Genomic DNA, 15122 nt, shown 5'->3' on the forward strand with positions numbered 1-15122 from the left:
AAGGAGCCGGACCGTGCCCGACAAGACCGAGAACATCGAGCTCAAGCTCCTGCTTGAGGCCATCTTCCGGAAGTATCACTATGACTTCCGAGGCTATTCCATGGCCTCCATCAAGCGAAGACTCACGCAGGCCAGGGAGCGGTTCGGCTGTCGCACGTTCTCCCAGCTCCAGGACCAGACGCTCCACGACCCGAACGTCCTGCCGGCGCTACTCTCCTACCTCACCGTGCAGGTGAGCGAACTGTTCCGAGATCCAGCCTATTTCCGGATGATTCGGGAACAGGTCGTCCCCCATTTGAGAACCTATCCGTCGCTCAAGATCTGGGTGGCGGGGTGCGGCGCGGGCGAGGAGGTCTACTCACTGGCGATTCTGTTCCGGGAAGAGGGTCTTGAGAGCCGGACGCTCTTCTACGGCACCGACATCAATCCCGTGGCGCTCAAGAAAGCCGAGTCCGCGATGTACGGGCTGGATCGGATCCCGTTATTCACCGAAAACCACCGGCGGTCGGGCGGCAAGTCCTCGTTGTCGGACTACTATACCGCGGGTTATGGGGCGGCCATTTTCGATAAGAGCCTCCGCCAACGAATCGTCTTCTCCGACCACAGCCTGGCCACCGACGCGGTGTTTGCCGAGGTGCAGCTCGTTTCCTGCCGAAACGTGCTCATCTACTTCGAACGCGAGCTGCAGGACCGGGCCATCGGCCTGTTCAGCGATTCCCTCCCGAGAAAAGGGTTCCTCGGGTTGGGTGCCAAGGAAAACCTCCGGTTCTCCCGACATGTCGACACGTTTACCGAGTTCTCTCGCGACGAGCGGATCTACCAAAAACGAGGCGTCTTATGAACGGCCCGCGCATTGAAGCGGTCGTCATCGGGGCGTCGGCCGGGGCCGTCGACGCCCTTTCCGTCATCCTCCCCGCTTTGCCACGCGATTATCCGTTACCGTTGATGGTGGTGGTTCACCTCCCCGCCGATAAAAAGAGCATCATGGTCGATCTCTTCCGGGCAAAATGCCGGCTGGACGTGCGGGAGGCCGACGACAAGGAGCCGATCCGGGGTGCCACGGCCTACTTTGCTCCCCCCGACTACCACCTGCTCGTCGAGCCGGACAGACGGCTATCGCTCTCGAGTGAGGAGCCCGTTCACTACTGCCGGCCATCCATTGACGTGCTGTTCGAGACCGCCGTCGACGCCTACGGCGCCGGGCTCCTGGGCATCATCCTGACCGGGGCCAACGACGACGGGGCACGGGGCCTTCGGGCGGTTCACGCGGCGGGTGGCACCGCTCTGGTTCAGCGTCCCGACCTCGCATACGCCTCCATAATGCCTCAGGCCGCACTCGACGCCTGCCCCGAAGCGCGTTCCGTAAGCCTTGAGGAGATCGCTACATACCTGCAAGAGGTTACGAATCACGAATGAACGCAACGCCAACCGACCCCGTCTATTTTCTGCTCGTCGATGACCTCGAGGATAATCTCCTGGCGCTCGATGGTGTGCTGCGCAGCGACGAAGTGGTGTTGCTCAAGGCCCGTTCCGGGCCGGAAGCGCTCGAATTGCTCCTCAAGTACGAAGTCGCGCTTGCGTTCATCGACGTCCAGATGCCCGTGATGGACGGATTCGAGCTGGCCGAGTTGATGCGAGGCACCGAGCGAACTCGACGGGTGCCGATCATCTTCCTCACCGCCGGCAACGCCGATTGGCAACGGCGGTTCCGCGGGTACGAGGCAGGGGCCGTCGACTTTCTTCACAAACCCCTTGAGCCTCACGTGCTCAGAAGCAAGGCGGACGTTTTCTTCGAGCTGTATCGCCAGCGCCGCGAGGTCGCCCGACAGCGGGACGAGCTCAAGGCGGCGACCGAGGAAAATCTGAAGCTCTTGAACGAAAGCAGACGCACTTCCAAAGCGCTCGAAGAGGCCGACCGGCGCAAGGACGAGTTCCTCGCCATGCTGGCTCACGAGCTCCGTAACCCGCTCGCCGCCATCGGCAACGCCGTGCAGGTTTCGAAAAAGACAGCGAGCCAGGAACACCACGAATGGGCGACCCAGGTCATCGTGGGGCAGGTCAGAAACCTCTCCCGGCTCATCGACGACCTCATGGACATTTCTCGGATTACTCGCGGCAAGATCCAGCTCAAGACCCGGGTTCTCGACGTCAAGCCGGTCATCGAACATGCCGTCCACTCCGTCACTTCGCTCATTCGAGCCCGCGAGCACGAGCTCTCGGTTGAGTACGGCCACGGGGACGCGCAGGTGGAGGTGGACCCGACCAGGCTGGAGCAGGTCGTGGCGAATCTCCTCAGCAACGCCGCCAAGTACTCCGAGGACAAGGCCTCCATCCGACTCTCCACCACGGTAGCGGGGGGCGAATTGCTGATCAGGGTCAAGGACACGGGCGTCGGCATCCCGCCCGAGCAGCTCGCGAGCATGTTCGATCTCTTCGTCCAAGGCGACCACTCCATGGCGCGCTCCGAGGGGGGCCTGGGCATCGGGCTGACGCTGGTCCGTCGCCTCGTCGAGATGCACGGGGGCAGCATCGTGGCCGAGAGCCAGGGGACCGGTCAGGGGAGCACGTTCACCGTGCGTCTTCCCCTGGCAAAGAGCATTCCCATCGTGGACCGCGGCGATCAGCGTGCCGAAGTTCAGGACCAAGCCGCGGTGACGGCAAAGCATCGCATCCTTGTCGTTGATGATCACGTTGATACCGTCCTTGGGTTCAGTCGTCTCCTGACGCTCATGGGACACGACGTGCAGATCGCCCACGACGGCAAGGAAGCGTTAGCGATCGTCGACCGCTTCCTCCCGGACTTCATCCTGATGGATATCGGCCTACCGGGTCTCGACGGTTACCAGGTCGCCGCAAGACTCCGCGAACTCGAGTGCTGCCAGAAAACGGTCATCGTCGCCATCTCCGGATACGGCCAGGAGGAGGACCGCAGACGCTCACGCGAAGCGGGCTTTAACCATCACCTCATCAAGCCACTTGACTACGACGCACTGGTGCTGATCCTCTCCGGGGGAAAGTGATGTAGAAAGGACTCTCATCTCACTCGCCCCATCAAATTCCACTTCCCCCCAGGTCGCTCTCTTCAGGATCGCTTCGAAGCCCTTTGCCTCTCGTTGGCGGCGCCACTTTCATCGATCGTGACACGCCGCCCGCCGTGAGGAGGCCACGAGATAGGTCACCGGAACCCCGCCTGGCTCGTGGCCGACGTCCCAAAACGGGCACAGTAAAACTAATCGCTCCTATTCTCACTCGTATACTTTGTTACATGATCATTTGTTGATTTAACCAAAACAACATTTCCTACCCTCCACTACTTCGCCGGCCTCTCACTTTTCGGCTCATCCGGTGTGGATGCAAATTTTACATAGATACACTCAAGTCGATCGGAGACGATTCTGATGTCCGCCTACCCAGATCCAGACACATGGCAACACGCTCGTCCCCGTCAAGCGGAGCGTGCTTCGCGATCATTTGACGTACTCCGACTTCGGGCTGTGCCTGTGTACTCGGGACCGCTATTCGTCGCTGACGACAATGAGGTACGTCTCCAACCGGCGAGTGAAGTCGCCCGGCGAGTGCTCGTGTTATGGGCCGTCGAGCTAAGGGCGGAAGGAGCCCCCCAGGCCGTGGCGATCGAGTTGATCGAGTCACTCGACCTTTGGGATAGTGTCAGCCCGAGCGAGAGGGCGTTTCTGCAAAGCGAGAATCCGGATCCTGACGAATGCCGAAGCCTTGTCTGGCGATTGGAGAGTATCTGGGCCCTCATGTGGGCGTTAGGCGAGATCGACGAATTGGGCTGGCCCGGAGGGATGTGCGATGTACCGAAATTGGCCGCATTGATGATTGCTCGCGAGAATGATCCCGCGTTCATTAGTTCAGCCCGCCTTCGCCAGAAATCCGAGATACTCGATGCCCAGGACTTGACCATGCGGATTCACTGGGCGATTCGAGACGCATATCTGAATCAGGGCGCGATGATCCCCGAAGACCTGGATTGGTCCGGACAAAGTGAGTACATCTCTACTATGCTCAGTGCGGCGGTTGGTGTCGTTGAGCAACGGCACTACGCCCTGAACTGGCTGGTCAACTTCCTGGCCCCGAAGGATTGGGATCATGTGGATACACCGACATAGTAAGGCGAGGCCAGAAACGAAAAAGGGGGGGGGGGACCATAGCGATTTATTGAGCAGACGCCACGGCGATTATCGTGGTGGCATGCCGCGAACCGCTCGTGCCTCCGTCGCTGGCCTCTGGTATCACGTCCTGAGTCGGGGCAACCGCCGCGAAGCCGTCTTCCACAAGCCCGGCGATTACGACGCCTTCGTCCAGGCGATGAACGACGCAGGGAGCCGCGTGCTGGTGGACTTGCTCGGCTATTGTCTGAGGCCCAACGATTTCCACCTCCTCGTGAGGCCCCAGAGCGATGGCGACCTCGGCCGTTGGATGCAATGCTGCTGACGGCGCCCGCCCTCCGTTATCATCGCCACTACGTCACCACAGGCCATGTCTGGCAGGGGCGATTCAAAGCCTTCCCCGTCCAGGACGACGGCCATCTCGTCACCGTGCTCCGCTATGTCGAACGCAACGCGTTGCGTGCCGAGCTGATTGCGCGTCGAGAACTGGAAGTGGTCGAGTCTCCCCGGTTGGCAGCGTAGCGATCGGTAGTTGTGGAAGGGCGAGGTGCCGGTCCGGGACGAGGGGTGGCTGGAGCGGGTCAACGAACCACTCTCCGTCGCCGAACTCGAACGGTTGCGGCACTCGGCATCCCGGGGCCGACCTTATGGTGGGAAATCATGAACCCGCGAGACGGCGATCCGGCTCGGACTGGAGTCGTGCTTGCGTCCCCGCGGGCGTCCCCTGGAGGAGAAGGCCTCAACTCGCTATGTCCCCCTTTCTCCTTTCCCGGGTGGATCTGGTGCTGCACCAGGTCGTCCAGAAGTCGATCTCAGTATCCGTCGAAGAGGTCCCCTATTGCGGCATCTCGACCTCTACTCCCGTGACGTCGCGGCCTGCCTCGATCCGCACCCTCTTCGCGCGCTTCCACGGGTCGGCCGTTTCTTTGAACGACTCGGGATGATCTCTCACGAGCGATCCGGGATACACCTCGGCATCGTCGTATGCATCGTGGCCAACTTTAAGGCCGTACTCACCGGGGGGCAACGGGGGGAGAGAGAACGTTCCATCCCGGGCGGCGCGGGTCTCTTCCCGGACGGCGGTCTTGCTGAAAGCGACGATCCAGAGATGTCCTTCCCAGCCGGGAGGCACGCCCGTGACCCGGCCGCTGATACGGGCCCCCTCCGTGCACGTGATATCGAGTAACTTCTTCTGGTTCAGGGCGACCGGGATCGGGCCAACCTGCGTGAGCGGATAGCCTGGCTCCTCAGCGACGACGTACCACGCCTCGCTCTGGAACGGTACGTCGAGTTGGAATGACCCGTCGCGGATCGGGGAACTGGCATAGACGACCGGCTCGCTTACGGCCGTGCGCTGGCGCATGACTGGGGAGTTGGGCGCGTTCGCGGATCGCCTCAGGGCCCACAGTGCCGCCCAGCCGGAGCGAACCGACTTGCCGTTGCGCGTCACCATGCCAGTGATCGTCTGCTTTGCGACCTGAGGGGCCGAGCCCTCGGTCTTCTTCTTCATGCGGGCGACGATCCCCCCGATCGTCGTCAGTTCGGTGACCCTGGGCGTATACGCCTCAGCATCGTGGTATCCCGCGGCGGAGAAGGTCAGGTGATACTCGTTGGGGCCAGGGAACGAGGCGCGGAACCGGCCGGGCTCGGTCTGCTCGAAGTCGCTCCGGCAGCCTCGCAGGACAACCTCACCGCTAGGCTTGCGCTCGAAGTTGCACACAACCACCCTCTCCAGGCGAACGGGCTCACCCGTGTCGGCATCGACCGCCTGGCCCTCAATCCAGCCGGCCCTCTTCAAGATCACGAGCAGTTCGTTGAAGGGACCAGACTCCGGCCCTTTTCGCCCGACCTCGTGCCAGTAGATGCCCTGCTCCGTCTTTCTCACACCCCATTTGATGAACGTATAACCCGCCTTGCGGGCTTGAAGCTGAAATTGGAAGTTTGCTCCGAAGCCGCGGAGAGTGGCTTTCCCCTCGGCATCGGTCGTTGCAAGGGGGTGGGAGATTTCAACCCCCGAGATCGGCCGCCCATCTTCATCCTTCGCGACAATGACGACCGGTACGTCCGGCTCCAAACGGATTGTCCCCAGATCCTCCGCTCCACCCGGTGGAATCCCTCGTCCTGAACGATTCGTGGATTGGCGGTCCGGGAATCCGACCCCCAGGATGAGATGGCCGACAGGCAGAGGTGGCGTATGGAAGCGGCCTTCGGCGTCGGTCGTCAGGCGTGCGGAAGCCAATGACCCACCGGAGGCATGCCCTTGGGAGTGGCACATGCTCCCCACCGTCACTTCCGCCCCGGGGCGCGGTTTGCCGTCAACATCCAGAACCTGGCCCGTGAAGATGCGGCCACGGTCGACCTGGATCGTCCCGAGGTCCAAGTCGCGGTCAGGGAAGATTGTGAGGGTCCCCGATGTAATGCGCGGGCCCACGAAACCATCGGTCTCGATTCGAGGTGGGGAGGCAAGATGCAACCGATAGACCGGCTCGATTGGGCCGAGTCGGAACCGCCCTTCGGCGTCTGTGCGAGCCTCGACCAACTTCTTTATTGAGTCCTTCTTCCGATCGTGGGTATCCACCCAGATCCGAGCACCGGCAACCGGTTTGCCGTCCGGGTCGACGACTTTGCCAGAGAGGGTTCCCATAGATGAGGGGGCTGAAGCATGGGCAGAGACGATCATGACTGTCGATGTAGCCAGACAGACAGCCAGTAGCGTCCGTGGCTTCGCGAAGCAACAGGATGAATGTCTCATAACGTGCTCCCGACAAAGATCACGAATGTATCGATAACCCATTCATCATTACTGATCCCCCAACGCGTTTCGAGGGATCTCCAGGCTCCACACCTCGCTGTTGAGTTTGTACGAGGGTTCGGAGGCACCGCCGGCCACCCAGATTTTGTCCTGAAACACGAAGGCGGAATGTTCGTGACGCTTGGTCCAGATCAGGTCGGACTTCAACTCCGTCCAGGTCCGGCCGTCTTTCGAGTACCAGACGTCGCCGAAGTTGCCGTCGGCCTCCGACCAGCCGCCGAGGACCCACATTCGGTCGCGGTAAACGACCGTCGAGAACCAGAGCCGCGGCTTCCACGGCGCGGCCTTGGTAACCTGCCTCCAGTTCGCGCCATCTTCCGAGCACCAGACGTCATTGGTGGGGACGGCCCGCGGGTTGCGAGCCCCGCCGCCCATGACCCAAAGCTTGTTGTCGAACGCGATCGCCTGGACATTCGCCCGCTTGGACCAGCCAGCGTTCGTCGCTTCCTGCTTCCAGTCCTTGCCGTCCGTCGACGACCAGACGTCATTGAACATCGTCTCGTCGTCGTTCTGGTAGAAGTCCTTGGTGCCGCCGAGCACCCACATCCTGTTCTTGAACACGGCGAACGCCGGACCGAGTCGCGGGCTCCAACCGGCGTTGGGGGTGACCAACGTCCAATCCACCCCGTCGGCGGACGACCAGACCTTGTTGCTGCACTCGGTGCCCGGCACTTTCCGACCGCCCATGAGCCACATTTTGCCCTGGAATTCGAGCGAAACCGACAGGTCAGTCTGTACCCATGGTCCGGCCTCCAGGGTGCGAACCCAATCTTTCCCGTCCGACGACTTCCACACATCCAGTAGATTGGGCGTTTTCGCGGACATCCAGCCCCCCAGGATCCAGAGGTGCCCGTCATGGACGAATTCGCCCTGCGAGTCTCGAGCCTGCCAGGGCGCGGCTTCGGTCACGCGCACCCAGTCAGGCCCGCGCTTGACCGCGGCGCCGCTCGAGCCGCTGGGGGGCGTTTGCGCGGCGGTGCACTGGCAGAGCGCCAGCACAACGACGGAGGACATCCAGGTCGTCGCGATCATTCTCGACTTCATTTTCGTCGGCCTCACCCGCCGGCTTTCCGCCCTGATCGTCCGGAAAACACCGAGGATCAAAGTTCCCCACTCCTATCATAGCTACTATGCTTTCCGCGATTTTGCCACGACCAATCGTGGGGAACGCCGGAAAATACGGGGCTGGTGCGTCTCAATGCCTCCGCAAGGGGGGCGGGCGCGTCTAAGCCGAACACCCGATTCCCTGGAGAATACGACGATGCCGCGCTCCCCACGTGTGAGGACCATCGATCGATGGTCCTCGCGGGGCAACACCCCGCCGTCGCCATCCACTTCTGGGCCGCCTGGAATGGCCAGGGCGATGAAACGAGGACGCAGCTTGTTTATTGTCCTTTACCGACTGGCATGCAGACATTATCGCGTTCCAATCAAATCACAAGCACCAGCTAACGCATCCAAAAATCAATAATCACAATTCTTAAAAACCATAGCATTTCCCAAGAACAGCGAGTCAGACTGGGGCCGGTAAAGAACCCGTGCCGACTCGACGCAGTCAGCACGAATGGCCTTAAGATTGACCAGCCGTCCGACACTTGCCACAATCCTCCAATCCCTTCCTTCGGGATTTGCGGAGGCGCCCCATGCCCTTGAAAGCGCCCAGGCTCCATCTCCGAACCCTACTGGCCCTAGTCGCCTTGAACGCCGTACTGCTCTGGGCGGGCGCCTGGGTCTGGAGCCCGCTCAATCGCCTCTCAGCCCGGCTGGGACCGGAAACTCCCGCTTATCTCCGCCGCGAGGCCGCCATCGGCCTCGGCTACGGGATTCCGCCCTGGGAGACAGAGCGGGCGGTCTCGACTCTGATCCGCACGCTTGGCGATCCCAGCCCGCGCGTCCGCGAATCCGCCGCGGCAGGGCTGACAGGGCATGGTGCTAATGCCAGAGGAGCGATTCCGTATCTTCTCAAGCTCGTCAACGACAAGGATCGCGGGGCGAGGGCATCGGCACTAGGTGCTCTCGGTGTGATCGAGGCGGCCAGCGGCGGGAAGCCGAATCCCGAAGTCATAGCGGCCTTGATTCGCGCCCTCGACGATAGCGCGATGGAAGTGCGCCTAATGGCGGCCGAAGCCTTGGTCGGGCTCGGAGAGTTCAGGGTGATCGTTCCTGTCCTTATCGCCGCGCTGGCGGAACCCGAGGGGACCGTTCACTTATGCCGTGCGAAATTGCTCATGGGCCGGATCGGAGGTAAGACGCAGGTCCTGATGCCCGTCTTCGCTAAATTCATCACCGATCCCGACCCTGGTCGCCGGGATGCCGCTTTAAAGATCCTGGTCGATCACGGCGGCCCGGAGGTCGTGAAATATGCGTTGCGGCGCGGGCTCCAGAATCAGGATGCCTCCGTCCGCCAGTGGGCGGCCTCGACGATGGACAGGCTGGGACTGGCAGCGAGCCCTTGAGACAAGGGGGAGGGGCCGGTCCGGGACGAGGAGTAGCTGGAGCAGGTCAACGAACCCCTCTCCGCCGGCGACCTCGAACGGTTGCGGCACACGATATCCCGGGGCCGACCGTATGGTGGGGGATCATGGACCCGCGAGACGGCGATCCGGCTCTGACTGGAGTCGTGCTTGCGTCCCCGGGGGCGTCCCCGGAAAGAGCAGGCCTAAAATCGCTATGGCCCCCTTTTTCCTTCCCCAAGCGAGCGATGGAGGCCATGATGACGATGAGGAAGATCGACATCGCCGCGATCGAGGCCGCGCTGCGGGGCGAAGGCTGAAGGCGTTTATTGCCGGGTGTGAAGGAGGTGCCGATGTCGATCGACGTTTCGCCCGGACCGCGAGAAGAGACCCTGGCCCTCCGGGACCTCTACCGGAAGGAGATGGACTGCCAGATCATCCACGATTCCTGGCACGGGCGGGGCTGGACCGACTCCTACCTGCTGCGGCTGGACGGCCGCATCGTCGGCTACGGGCTCGTCGGCGGCATCAGGGACCAGCCTCGGGAGACGGTCACGGAGTTCTACGTCCTTCCCGCGCATCGCGGCCGGGCACTGCCGCTGTTCCGCCGGTTCGTGGAGGCCAGCCGGGCCAGGTTGATCGAGGTGCAGTCGAACGACCTCTTCGCCACGCTCATGCTGTACGACTGCGCCTCGGGGATCGAGTCCAACGTCGTGCTCTTCCACGACGCGATCACCACGAGCCTCTCCATCCCTGGGGCGATCTTCAGGGAGGTCACCGAGGCGGACAAGGAGCCAATCACGAGACAGGGGCTTGACGCAGACTCCCACTGGCTCATCGAGATCGACGGCGCCGTCGCCGCGACCGGGGGGCTGCTCTTCCACTACAACATCCCTTATGGTGACATCTACATGGCGACGGCCGAGCCGCTCCGCCGACGCGGGTACAGCAGCTACCTGATCCAGGAGCTGAAGCGGGTGGGGTACGAGATGGGCAAAGTCCCGGCGGCCCGCTGCAACGTGGCAAACGCAGCCTCGCGGGCGACGCTCCAGAAAGCTGGTATGCTGCCCTGCGCCCGAATGCTGACCGGCGTGCTCAAACCCGACTGAGGAGGCATGGCGATGGCACTGTTCTTCAAAGCAACCGGTCCCATCGGCGACACCGACACGAACGCACTGCCGGTCAGGGAGATCGGCCCGGCGGTCGGCTATTACACGCAATGCCTCGGCTTTTCGCTGGTCTCGAAGGACAAGACGACGGCCAGGCTCAGGCGGGATGACGTCGAGATCGGCCTGGCAGTCAACGGCCAGGACCCCGAGCAGGCGAGCTGCTGGTTCTCCGTGGGCAACGTCGACGCCCTTCATCGCGAGTACGAAGCCAAGGAGATTGGGCCAGGGATCATCGACGAGCAGGAATATGACGGCAAGCCGTACCGCGTCTTCTTCGCGAAGGAGCCCTACGGCGTCTGCTTCTGCTTTACCCACCCTCTTGTGAGGGAAAGCTAAGATGGGCGTCGACTTCTCGCACGGTGACGCCCATTTCGGCCATGGGTCGTTCCACTCCTTCCGCCGGACGTTAGCAACGATGGTGTGCGTTCGCCTGGACGACATGCGGCACTTCGGCGGCCACACGCCGTGGGAGACGGTTGCCGACCCGATCGCCCCACTCTTGTGGCGAAACGACGCGGGCGGCGAGCTGACCCCGGAGGAGGCACGAGGCGCGGCCGCTCGCCTCGAGGAGCTCATGGCCTTCGAGCAGAATCGAGAGCAGGTGTTGGGCGACCAGTGGGAGAGCCTGCTGGCCGGCCTCAAAGAGGCCGCCGAGGCGGGCGAGCCCTTCGTGATCATGGGATAGCATCGGCTGACTAGACGGAAACAAAAACGAGACAGCAACATATACTCGGTATTAAGTTTTCTCTGTAAGTTTTGACCCGAGCATGGACTCGTTCGCGGCGTGGGGAGCTCGCCCGCAGTGTCATGGGCGAGCCACCGATGTGGGCGTGTCGCAAACCACCGCGTAGCAGCGAACGCCGCGGGCTCGGCAGCCGAACCGCAGGCGTCAAACGGTTGCGTCTTTCAATTTGCTAACATGTTCGATTAACTCCTCTAGACTTGCCCAGCCCGCGAAATACAGGCAGATCATCTCGTAAAACCGCAGCGTCGGCTTGCGGCCCGTCCACAGGCTGATCAGCAGGCACGCAATGATCGCGCAGTACGCCTGAATCTCGATCCCCTTGGAATGCGTACTGAGCAGATGGCGACAGCGCGCACCGAGGACTGGAAGTGGTCGAGTCTGCCCGGCTGGCAGCGTGGCGATCGGTGGTTGGGGAAGGGCGAGGTGCCGGTCCGGGACGAGGGGTGGCTGGAGCGGGGCAACGAACCCCTCTCCGCCGCCGACCTCGAACGGTTGTGGCACTCGGTATCCCGGGGCCGACCGTATGGTGGGGAATCATGGACCCGCGAAACGGCGATCTGGCTGGGACTGGAGTCGTGCTTACGTCCCCGGGGGCGGCCCCGGAAGGTGCAGGCCTAAAATCGCTACGTCCCCCTTTACCCTTTCTCGGCCCCGTATGTCCGGTGGTGTGGGAGGGAGGAACCGCGAGGCTCCCCCTATCCCGATCAATGCCCATTATGGCGCAATCGCCCTGACGACACAGCTCACCTGGCCGGCGGCATACGAGTAGCTTGAAGTCCCAGAAACCTATCGTGCCACCTGGTTAGCGCTCCGATCGACTGCCACTACTCCACGATTTGGTTGGTGATCGTCATGCGGACATCCGCAAAGTCACCCCCCTCGTCTTGGTTATCGACGTGCTGGCTGTTCGTGGCGGTCTTGCCCTTCGGGACAATGAAGGAGAAGTCCTTGCGGCCATCGAGATCGTTCGTACTCTCGCTAGTCCCCTCGAACAACAGCATCTCGCCGGTGATCCGCACGTCGCTGTTGTCCAACTGCTGGCCGGTGATGCGGAGTTCGACCCGGCACTCGTCGCCCCAGCGGCACTGCATCTCCATGACGTTCTGCGGCTGGTTGTTGTCAAGCACGGTGGAACGAGTGAATTCGGCGTGGCCGCGTTCATTCGCGCCGAACGTCTCGTCGTCCACGCCGTCGATGGTCGCCGACACAGTTACCAAACGTGCCATGATGCACCTCTTTATAAGAGATCGCCAAGCCTCGGACTGCCGGCGACGTGCCGAGCATTCCAGACCGTGCGAGCACTTCTCGCTGACTCGTTTCGGGTCGAAAATCGCTGCAATACATCAGCACATTCACAAACCATCCACGCAACAGACACAGTGCGTTTTGAACTCGGTTTTCTCGTAAGTTTCGACCGATTCTGCCACGTTGCCAGAACTTGCAATGCAAAACTTGACGCCTTCAGGGGGGTGAAAGTGCGGAGTCCACTGCCTTTTGAAGGGCGTTACGGATAGCAGTTGCGTTCCCCTCAAGGTTTACCTTCCACAGCTTCTCGTCTTCAGTGAGTTGAGAGACCTTTTAGGATGGCTTTCCGCCCGCCCTCCTCGGTAATCTGATCTGCGAATTCCGCATCAGCTACGAACGCTGGGGCTTCCTTCGCTTGCCGGTATAAGATCGCTGATCGCTCCGTCGATCAGGACGGGAGTTCTCTGAACTTCGGCAAGCCTATGTTCTAGCACCTTGGTTCGATCTTCCCTCACACTTTAACACATAAAACTCGCTGTAACTCATGATGCGATTGCCATAGCGAAGCAAATTCGGCGATATCACTTCAGGGATCCGAGTCTGATGTTCTAATTGACGCATTAAGTCAATGCAAATAAAATAATGGCGTATTCGTGCTTACCTGGATTTTATTTTGAAAACTCGATTGAGCTAGAGCGCAGAACAGTCAGATGACGCACGGGCCGGAAAATACAGCCCTGTAGGAAACCGTCAAAACAAGGGCGGTCAGCCTGGGGACGAAGTGGCCCCGCCCCGGCCAGGCATACTGGCGGTTTGTCCAGATTCCGGAGACGAACCACGGGCCGATGGGCCATCTCTGTCGCTGCAGATCACGCTCGCCACACTGGTAATATCAGGGGAGTGACCCCACACAGCCGGGTCCGACGTTGGTGATTGACTCGGCAGGAGTCTCACCATGCGAAAGCCGCGAAAGAACGAGACGCCTGTCGAGAAGGTCGCCGCAAGGCTCAGCGAACTCAAGTGCTGCCAGAAGACAGTCATCGTCGCCATCTCCGGATACGGCCAGGAGGAGGACGCTCACGCGAAGCGGGCATTAACCATCACCTCATCAAGCCGCTCGACTACGATGCACTGGTGCTGATCCTCTCCGGGGGAAACTGATTTCACTAGCCAGGAAGACTCAGGACTGCCTGGAGAGCGGTCGACCGGATCCTGCCGGTAACCAGGCTTGGATCCAAAGACCCGCCCCTACCGCACGCGACAGGGGACGCCTCTCGGCTCGCGGGCGCTCCACATCATCATCCAATTGTCTCGTGCAACACTTGGCATTTCGAATCGGTCTTGCCTATCCTAACCTGAGGCGTGGAATCATCGGCCTCCTGGGTCTTTAAGCAGGCTGATCTCTTCGTCAATTACACGGTGAGCGAGGAGACCGATGCCTCGACGTGCCACGATCTCCGGCGATCCTCAACCGAGTCTGGATTCGAAATCACGGACACGGATTGAACAGGGTTGTAAGTGGAATTTCCGGCTTATCCTCCTCGGTGGACTCGCCGCAACTTCTTTCGTCTTGACCTACGGGTTGACGAAATTCGCCGCGACGCCAGAGCGTCCCAAGCTCCCACCGGGGATGTGCTGGATTCCGCCGGCGGAATTCACGATGGGCACCGACTCGCCCCTCGGTTGGCCCGACGAACGGCCCGCCCATCGCGTCCGAATCAACGGCTTCTGGATCGACGAGCACGAAGTCACGAACGCCCAATTCCGCCGATTCATCGAAGCAAGCAACTATGTCACGACGGCCGAGCGTCCCCCCGACCTTCGGGCGATCATGGCCCAGGTGTCACCGGGAACGCCCGAACCGGCGGCCAAAGACTTGGTGCCTGGATCACTGGTCTTCTCCCCGACCAACGGGCCGATCCCTCTGAATGACTTCTCACAATGGTGGAGATGGACGCCAGGCGCATCCTGGAGACATCCTGAAGGCCCCGAGAGCGACCTCGCTGGTCGGGACGATCACCCCGTCGTCCACGTCTCATGGGACGATGCGGTCGCTTACGCCCGATGGGCGGGCAAACGGTTGCCGACCGAGGCAGAATGGGAGTATGCGGCCCGCGGCGGACTCGATGGGCAGCCCTATAGCTGGGGCATGACCGAGCCAGGGCAGGGCGGACGCTGGCAGGCGAACATCTGGCAGGGCCACTTCCCCTATCAAAACGAGGCGGCGGACGGCTTCAATGGCACGGCTCCCGTGAAGTCCTATCCGCCCAACGGCTTCGGCCTCTACGATGTCGCGGGGAACGTATGGGAGTGGTGCTCCGACTGGTACCGGCGCGATCTCTATCGCGAGCGGGTCCGCCATGTCATCGTTGATCCATCCGGCCCCGAGCGGGCCGACGATCCCCCCGCCTCCCTCCTATCCCTGCGAGTGCAACGCGGAGGCTCATTCCTTTGCAACGACGGCTACTGCTCGCGATACCGCCCCTCCGCAAGGCATGGTTGCAGCCCGGACACGGGCATGTCGCACGTCGGCTTCCGCTGCGCGATGAACCCTCGGTAGGAGGA

The 15122-nt window shown here is 61.7% G+C and carries 16 protein-coding genes and 2 pseudogenes; 14 read left to right on the forward strand and 4 right to left on the reverse strand.

Features of this window, described 5'->3' with window-relative positions; translation table 11 throughout:
• The first annotated feature begins 13 nt into the window (after nucleotides 1-13).
• The 6 genes from V5E97_RS04035 (at nucleotide 14) to V5E97_RS04060 (ending at nucleotide 4655) form a co-directional block, all read left to right on the forward strand.
• Nucleotides 14-841, forward strand: coding sequence for a CheR family methyltransferase (locus tag V5E97_RS04035; protein ID WP_406698002.1), 828 nt, complete (start codon nucleotides 14-16; stop codon nucleotides 839-841).
• A complete protein-coding gene (locus V5E97_RS04040; RefSeq protein ID WP_406698003.1) occupies nucleotides 838-1416 on the forward strand; it encodes a chemotaxis protein CheB in 579 nt (192 codons plus the stop codon). Before V5E97_RS04035 ends, V5E97_RS04040 begins: the two co-directional genes overlap by 4 nt.
• The gene (locus tag V5E97_RS04045) at nucleotides 1413-3020 is read left to right on the forward strand and encodes a response regulator (protein WP_406698004.1); all 1608 of its coding nucleotides are present in this window, start codon (nucleotides 1413-1415) and stop codon (nucleotides 3018-3020) included. Before V5E97_RS04040 ends, V5E97_RS04045 begins: the two co-directional genes overlap by 4 nt.
• Nucleotides 3021-3398: 378 nt before the next feature.
• Nucleotides 3399-4133: a DUF4272 domain-containing protein gene (locus tag V5E97_RS04050; RefSeq protein ID WP_406698005.1), complete on the forward strand. Its 735-nt coding sequence runs from the start codon at nucleotides 3399-3401 to the stop codon at nucleotides 4131-4133.
• A complete protein-coding gene (locus V5E97_RS04055; protein ID WP_406698006.1) occupies nucleotides 4114-4458 on the forward strand; it encodes a transposase in 345 nt (114 codons plus the stop codon). Before V5E97_RS04050 ends, V5E97_RS04055 begins: the two co-directional genes overlap by 20 nt.
• Nucleotides 4449-4655: a hypothetical protein gene (locus tag V5E97_RS04060; RefSeq protein ID WP_406698007.1), complete on the forward strand. Its 207-nt coding sequence runs from the start codon at nucleotides 4449-4451 to the stop codon at nucleotides 4653-4655. Before V5E97_RS04055 ends, V5E97_RS04060 begins: the two co-directional genes overlap by 10 nt.
• A 313-nt stretch (nucleotides 4656-4968) precedes the next feature.
• Here V5E97_RS04060 and V5E97_RS04065 read toward each other — a convergent pair whose 3' ends face one another.
• Nucleotides 4969-6885 carry a carboxypeptidase regulatory-like domain-containing protein gene (locus tag V5E97_RS04065; protein ID WP_406698008.1) on the reverse strand — a complete coding sequence of 639 codons (1917 nt, stop codon included), beginning with the start codon at nucleotides 6883-6885 and terminating at the stop codon, nucleotides 4969-4971.
• A 48-nt stretch (nucleotides 6886-6933) separates the two neighbouring features.
• A complete protein-coding gene (locus V5E97_RS04070; protein ID WP_406698009.1) occupies nucleotides 6934-7977 on the reverse strand; it encodes a Kelch repeat-containing protein in 1044 nt (347 codons plus the stop codon).
• Between the two features lie 611 nt (nucleotides 7978-8588).
• Here V5E97_RS04070 and V5E97_RS04075 point away from each other — a divergent pair.
• From V5E97_RS04075 to V5E97_RS04095, 5 genes and pseudogenes are all read left to right on the forward strand, one after another.
• Complete coding sequence (locus tag V5E97_RS04075) at nucleotides 8589-9401, forward strand: HEAT repeat domain-containing protein (RefSeq protein ID WP_406698010.1); 813 nt, start codon at nucleotides 8589-8591, stop codon at nucleotides 9399-9401.
• Nucleotides 9402-9637: 236 nt separating this feature from the next.
• Nucleotides 9638-9718: pseudogene (locus V5E97_RS04080) on the forward strand (VOC family protein); the annotation flags it as partial.
• Nucleotides 9719-9751: 33 nt separating this feature from the next.
• Complete coding sequence (locus V5E97_RS04085; RefSeq protein ID WP_406698011.1) at nucleotides 9752-10507, forward strand: GNAT family N-acetyltransferase; 756 nt, start codon at nucleotides 9752-9754, stop codon at nucleotides 10505-10507.
• 12 nt (nucleotides 10508-10519) lie between these two features.
• The gene (locus V5E97_RS04090) at nucleotides 10520-10903 is read left to right on the forward strand and encodes a VOC family protein (protein WP_406698012.1); all 384 of its coding nucleotides are present in this window, start codon (nucleotides 10520-10522) and stop codon (nucleotides 10901-10903) included.
• 1 nt (nucleotide 10904) lies between these two features.
• Complete coding sequence (locus tag V5E97_RS04095; RefSeq protein WP_406698013.1) at nucleotides 10905-11252, forward strand: hypothetical protein; 348 nt, start codon at nucleotides 10905-10907, stop codon at nucleotides 11250-11252.
• Between the two features lie 204 nt (nucleotides 11253-11456).
• On the opposite strand, the pseudogene V5E97_RS04100 reads toward V5E97_RS04095, so the two are convergent.
• A pseudogene (locus tag V5E97_RS04100) lies at nucleotides 11457-11675 on the reverse strand (hypothetical protein); the annotation flags it as partial.
• On the opposite strand from V5E97_RS04100, the gene V5E97_RS04105 reads away from it, so the two are divergent.
• Entirely contained in the window at nucleotides 11637-11930 is a 294-nt protein-coding gene (locus V5E97_RS04105) for a hypothetical protein (protein ID WP_406701312.1), read from the forward strand. The pseudogene V5E97_RS04100 and the gene V5E97_RS04105 overlap by 39 nt on opposite strands.
• Nucleotides 11931-12136: 206 nt before the next feature.
• Here V5E97_RS04105 and V5E97_RS04110 read toward each other — a convergent pair whose 3' ends face one another.
• Nucleotides 12137-12538 (reverse strand): hypothetical protein, encoded by a 402-nt coding sequence (locus V5E97_RS04110; RefSeq protein WP_406698014.1) that lies wholly within the window; start codon nucleotides 12536-12538, stop codon nucleotides 12137-12139.
• 974 nt (nucleotides 12539-13512) lie between these two features.
• On the opposite strand from V5E97_RS04110, the gene V5E97_RS04115 reads away from it, so the two are divergent.
• Both V5E97_RS04115 and V5E97_RS04120 read left to right on the forward strand, forming a co-directional pair.
• Nucleotides 13513-13698, forward strand: a complete 186-nt coding sequence (locus tag V5E97_RS04115; RefSeq protein WP_406698015.1) for a response regulator — start codon at nucleotides 13513-13515, stop codon at nucleotides 13696-13698.
• 294 nt (nucleotides 13699-13992) lie between these two features.
• Nucleotides 13993-15117, forward strand: a complete 1125-nt coding sequence (locus tag V5E97_RS04120; RefSeq protein WP_406698016.1) for a formylglycine-generating enzyme family protein — start codon at nucleotides 13993-13995, stop codon at nucleotides 15115-15117.
• Nucleotides 15118-15122: the final 5 nt, after the last annotated feature.

This window comes from Singulisphaera photorubra (genome assembly GCF_045290345.1).
In the GTDB taxonomy this organism is placed as follows: domain Bacteria; phylum Planctomycetota; class Planctomycetia; order Isosphaerales; family Isosphaeraceae; genus Singulisphaera.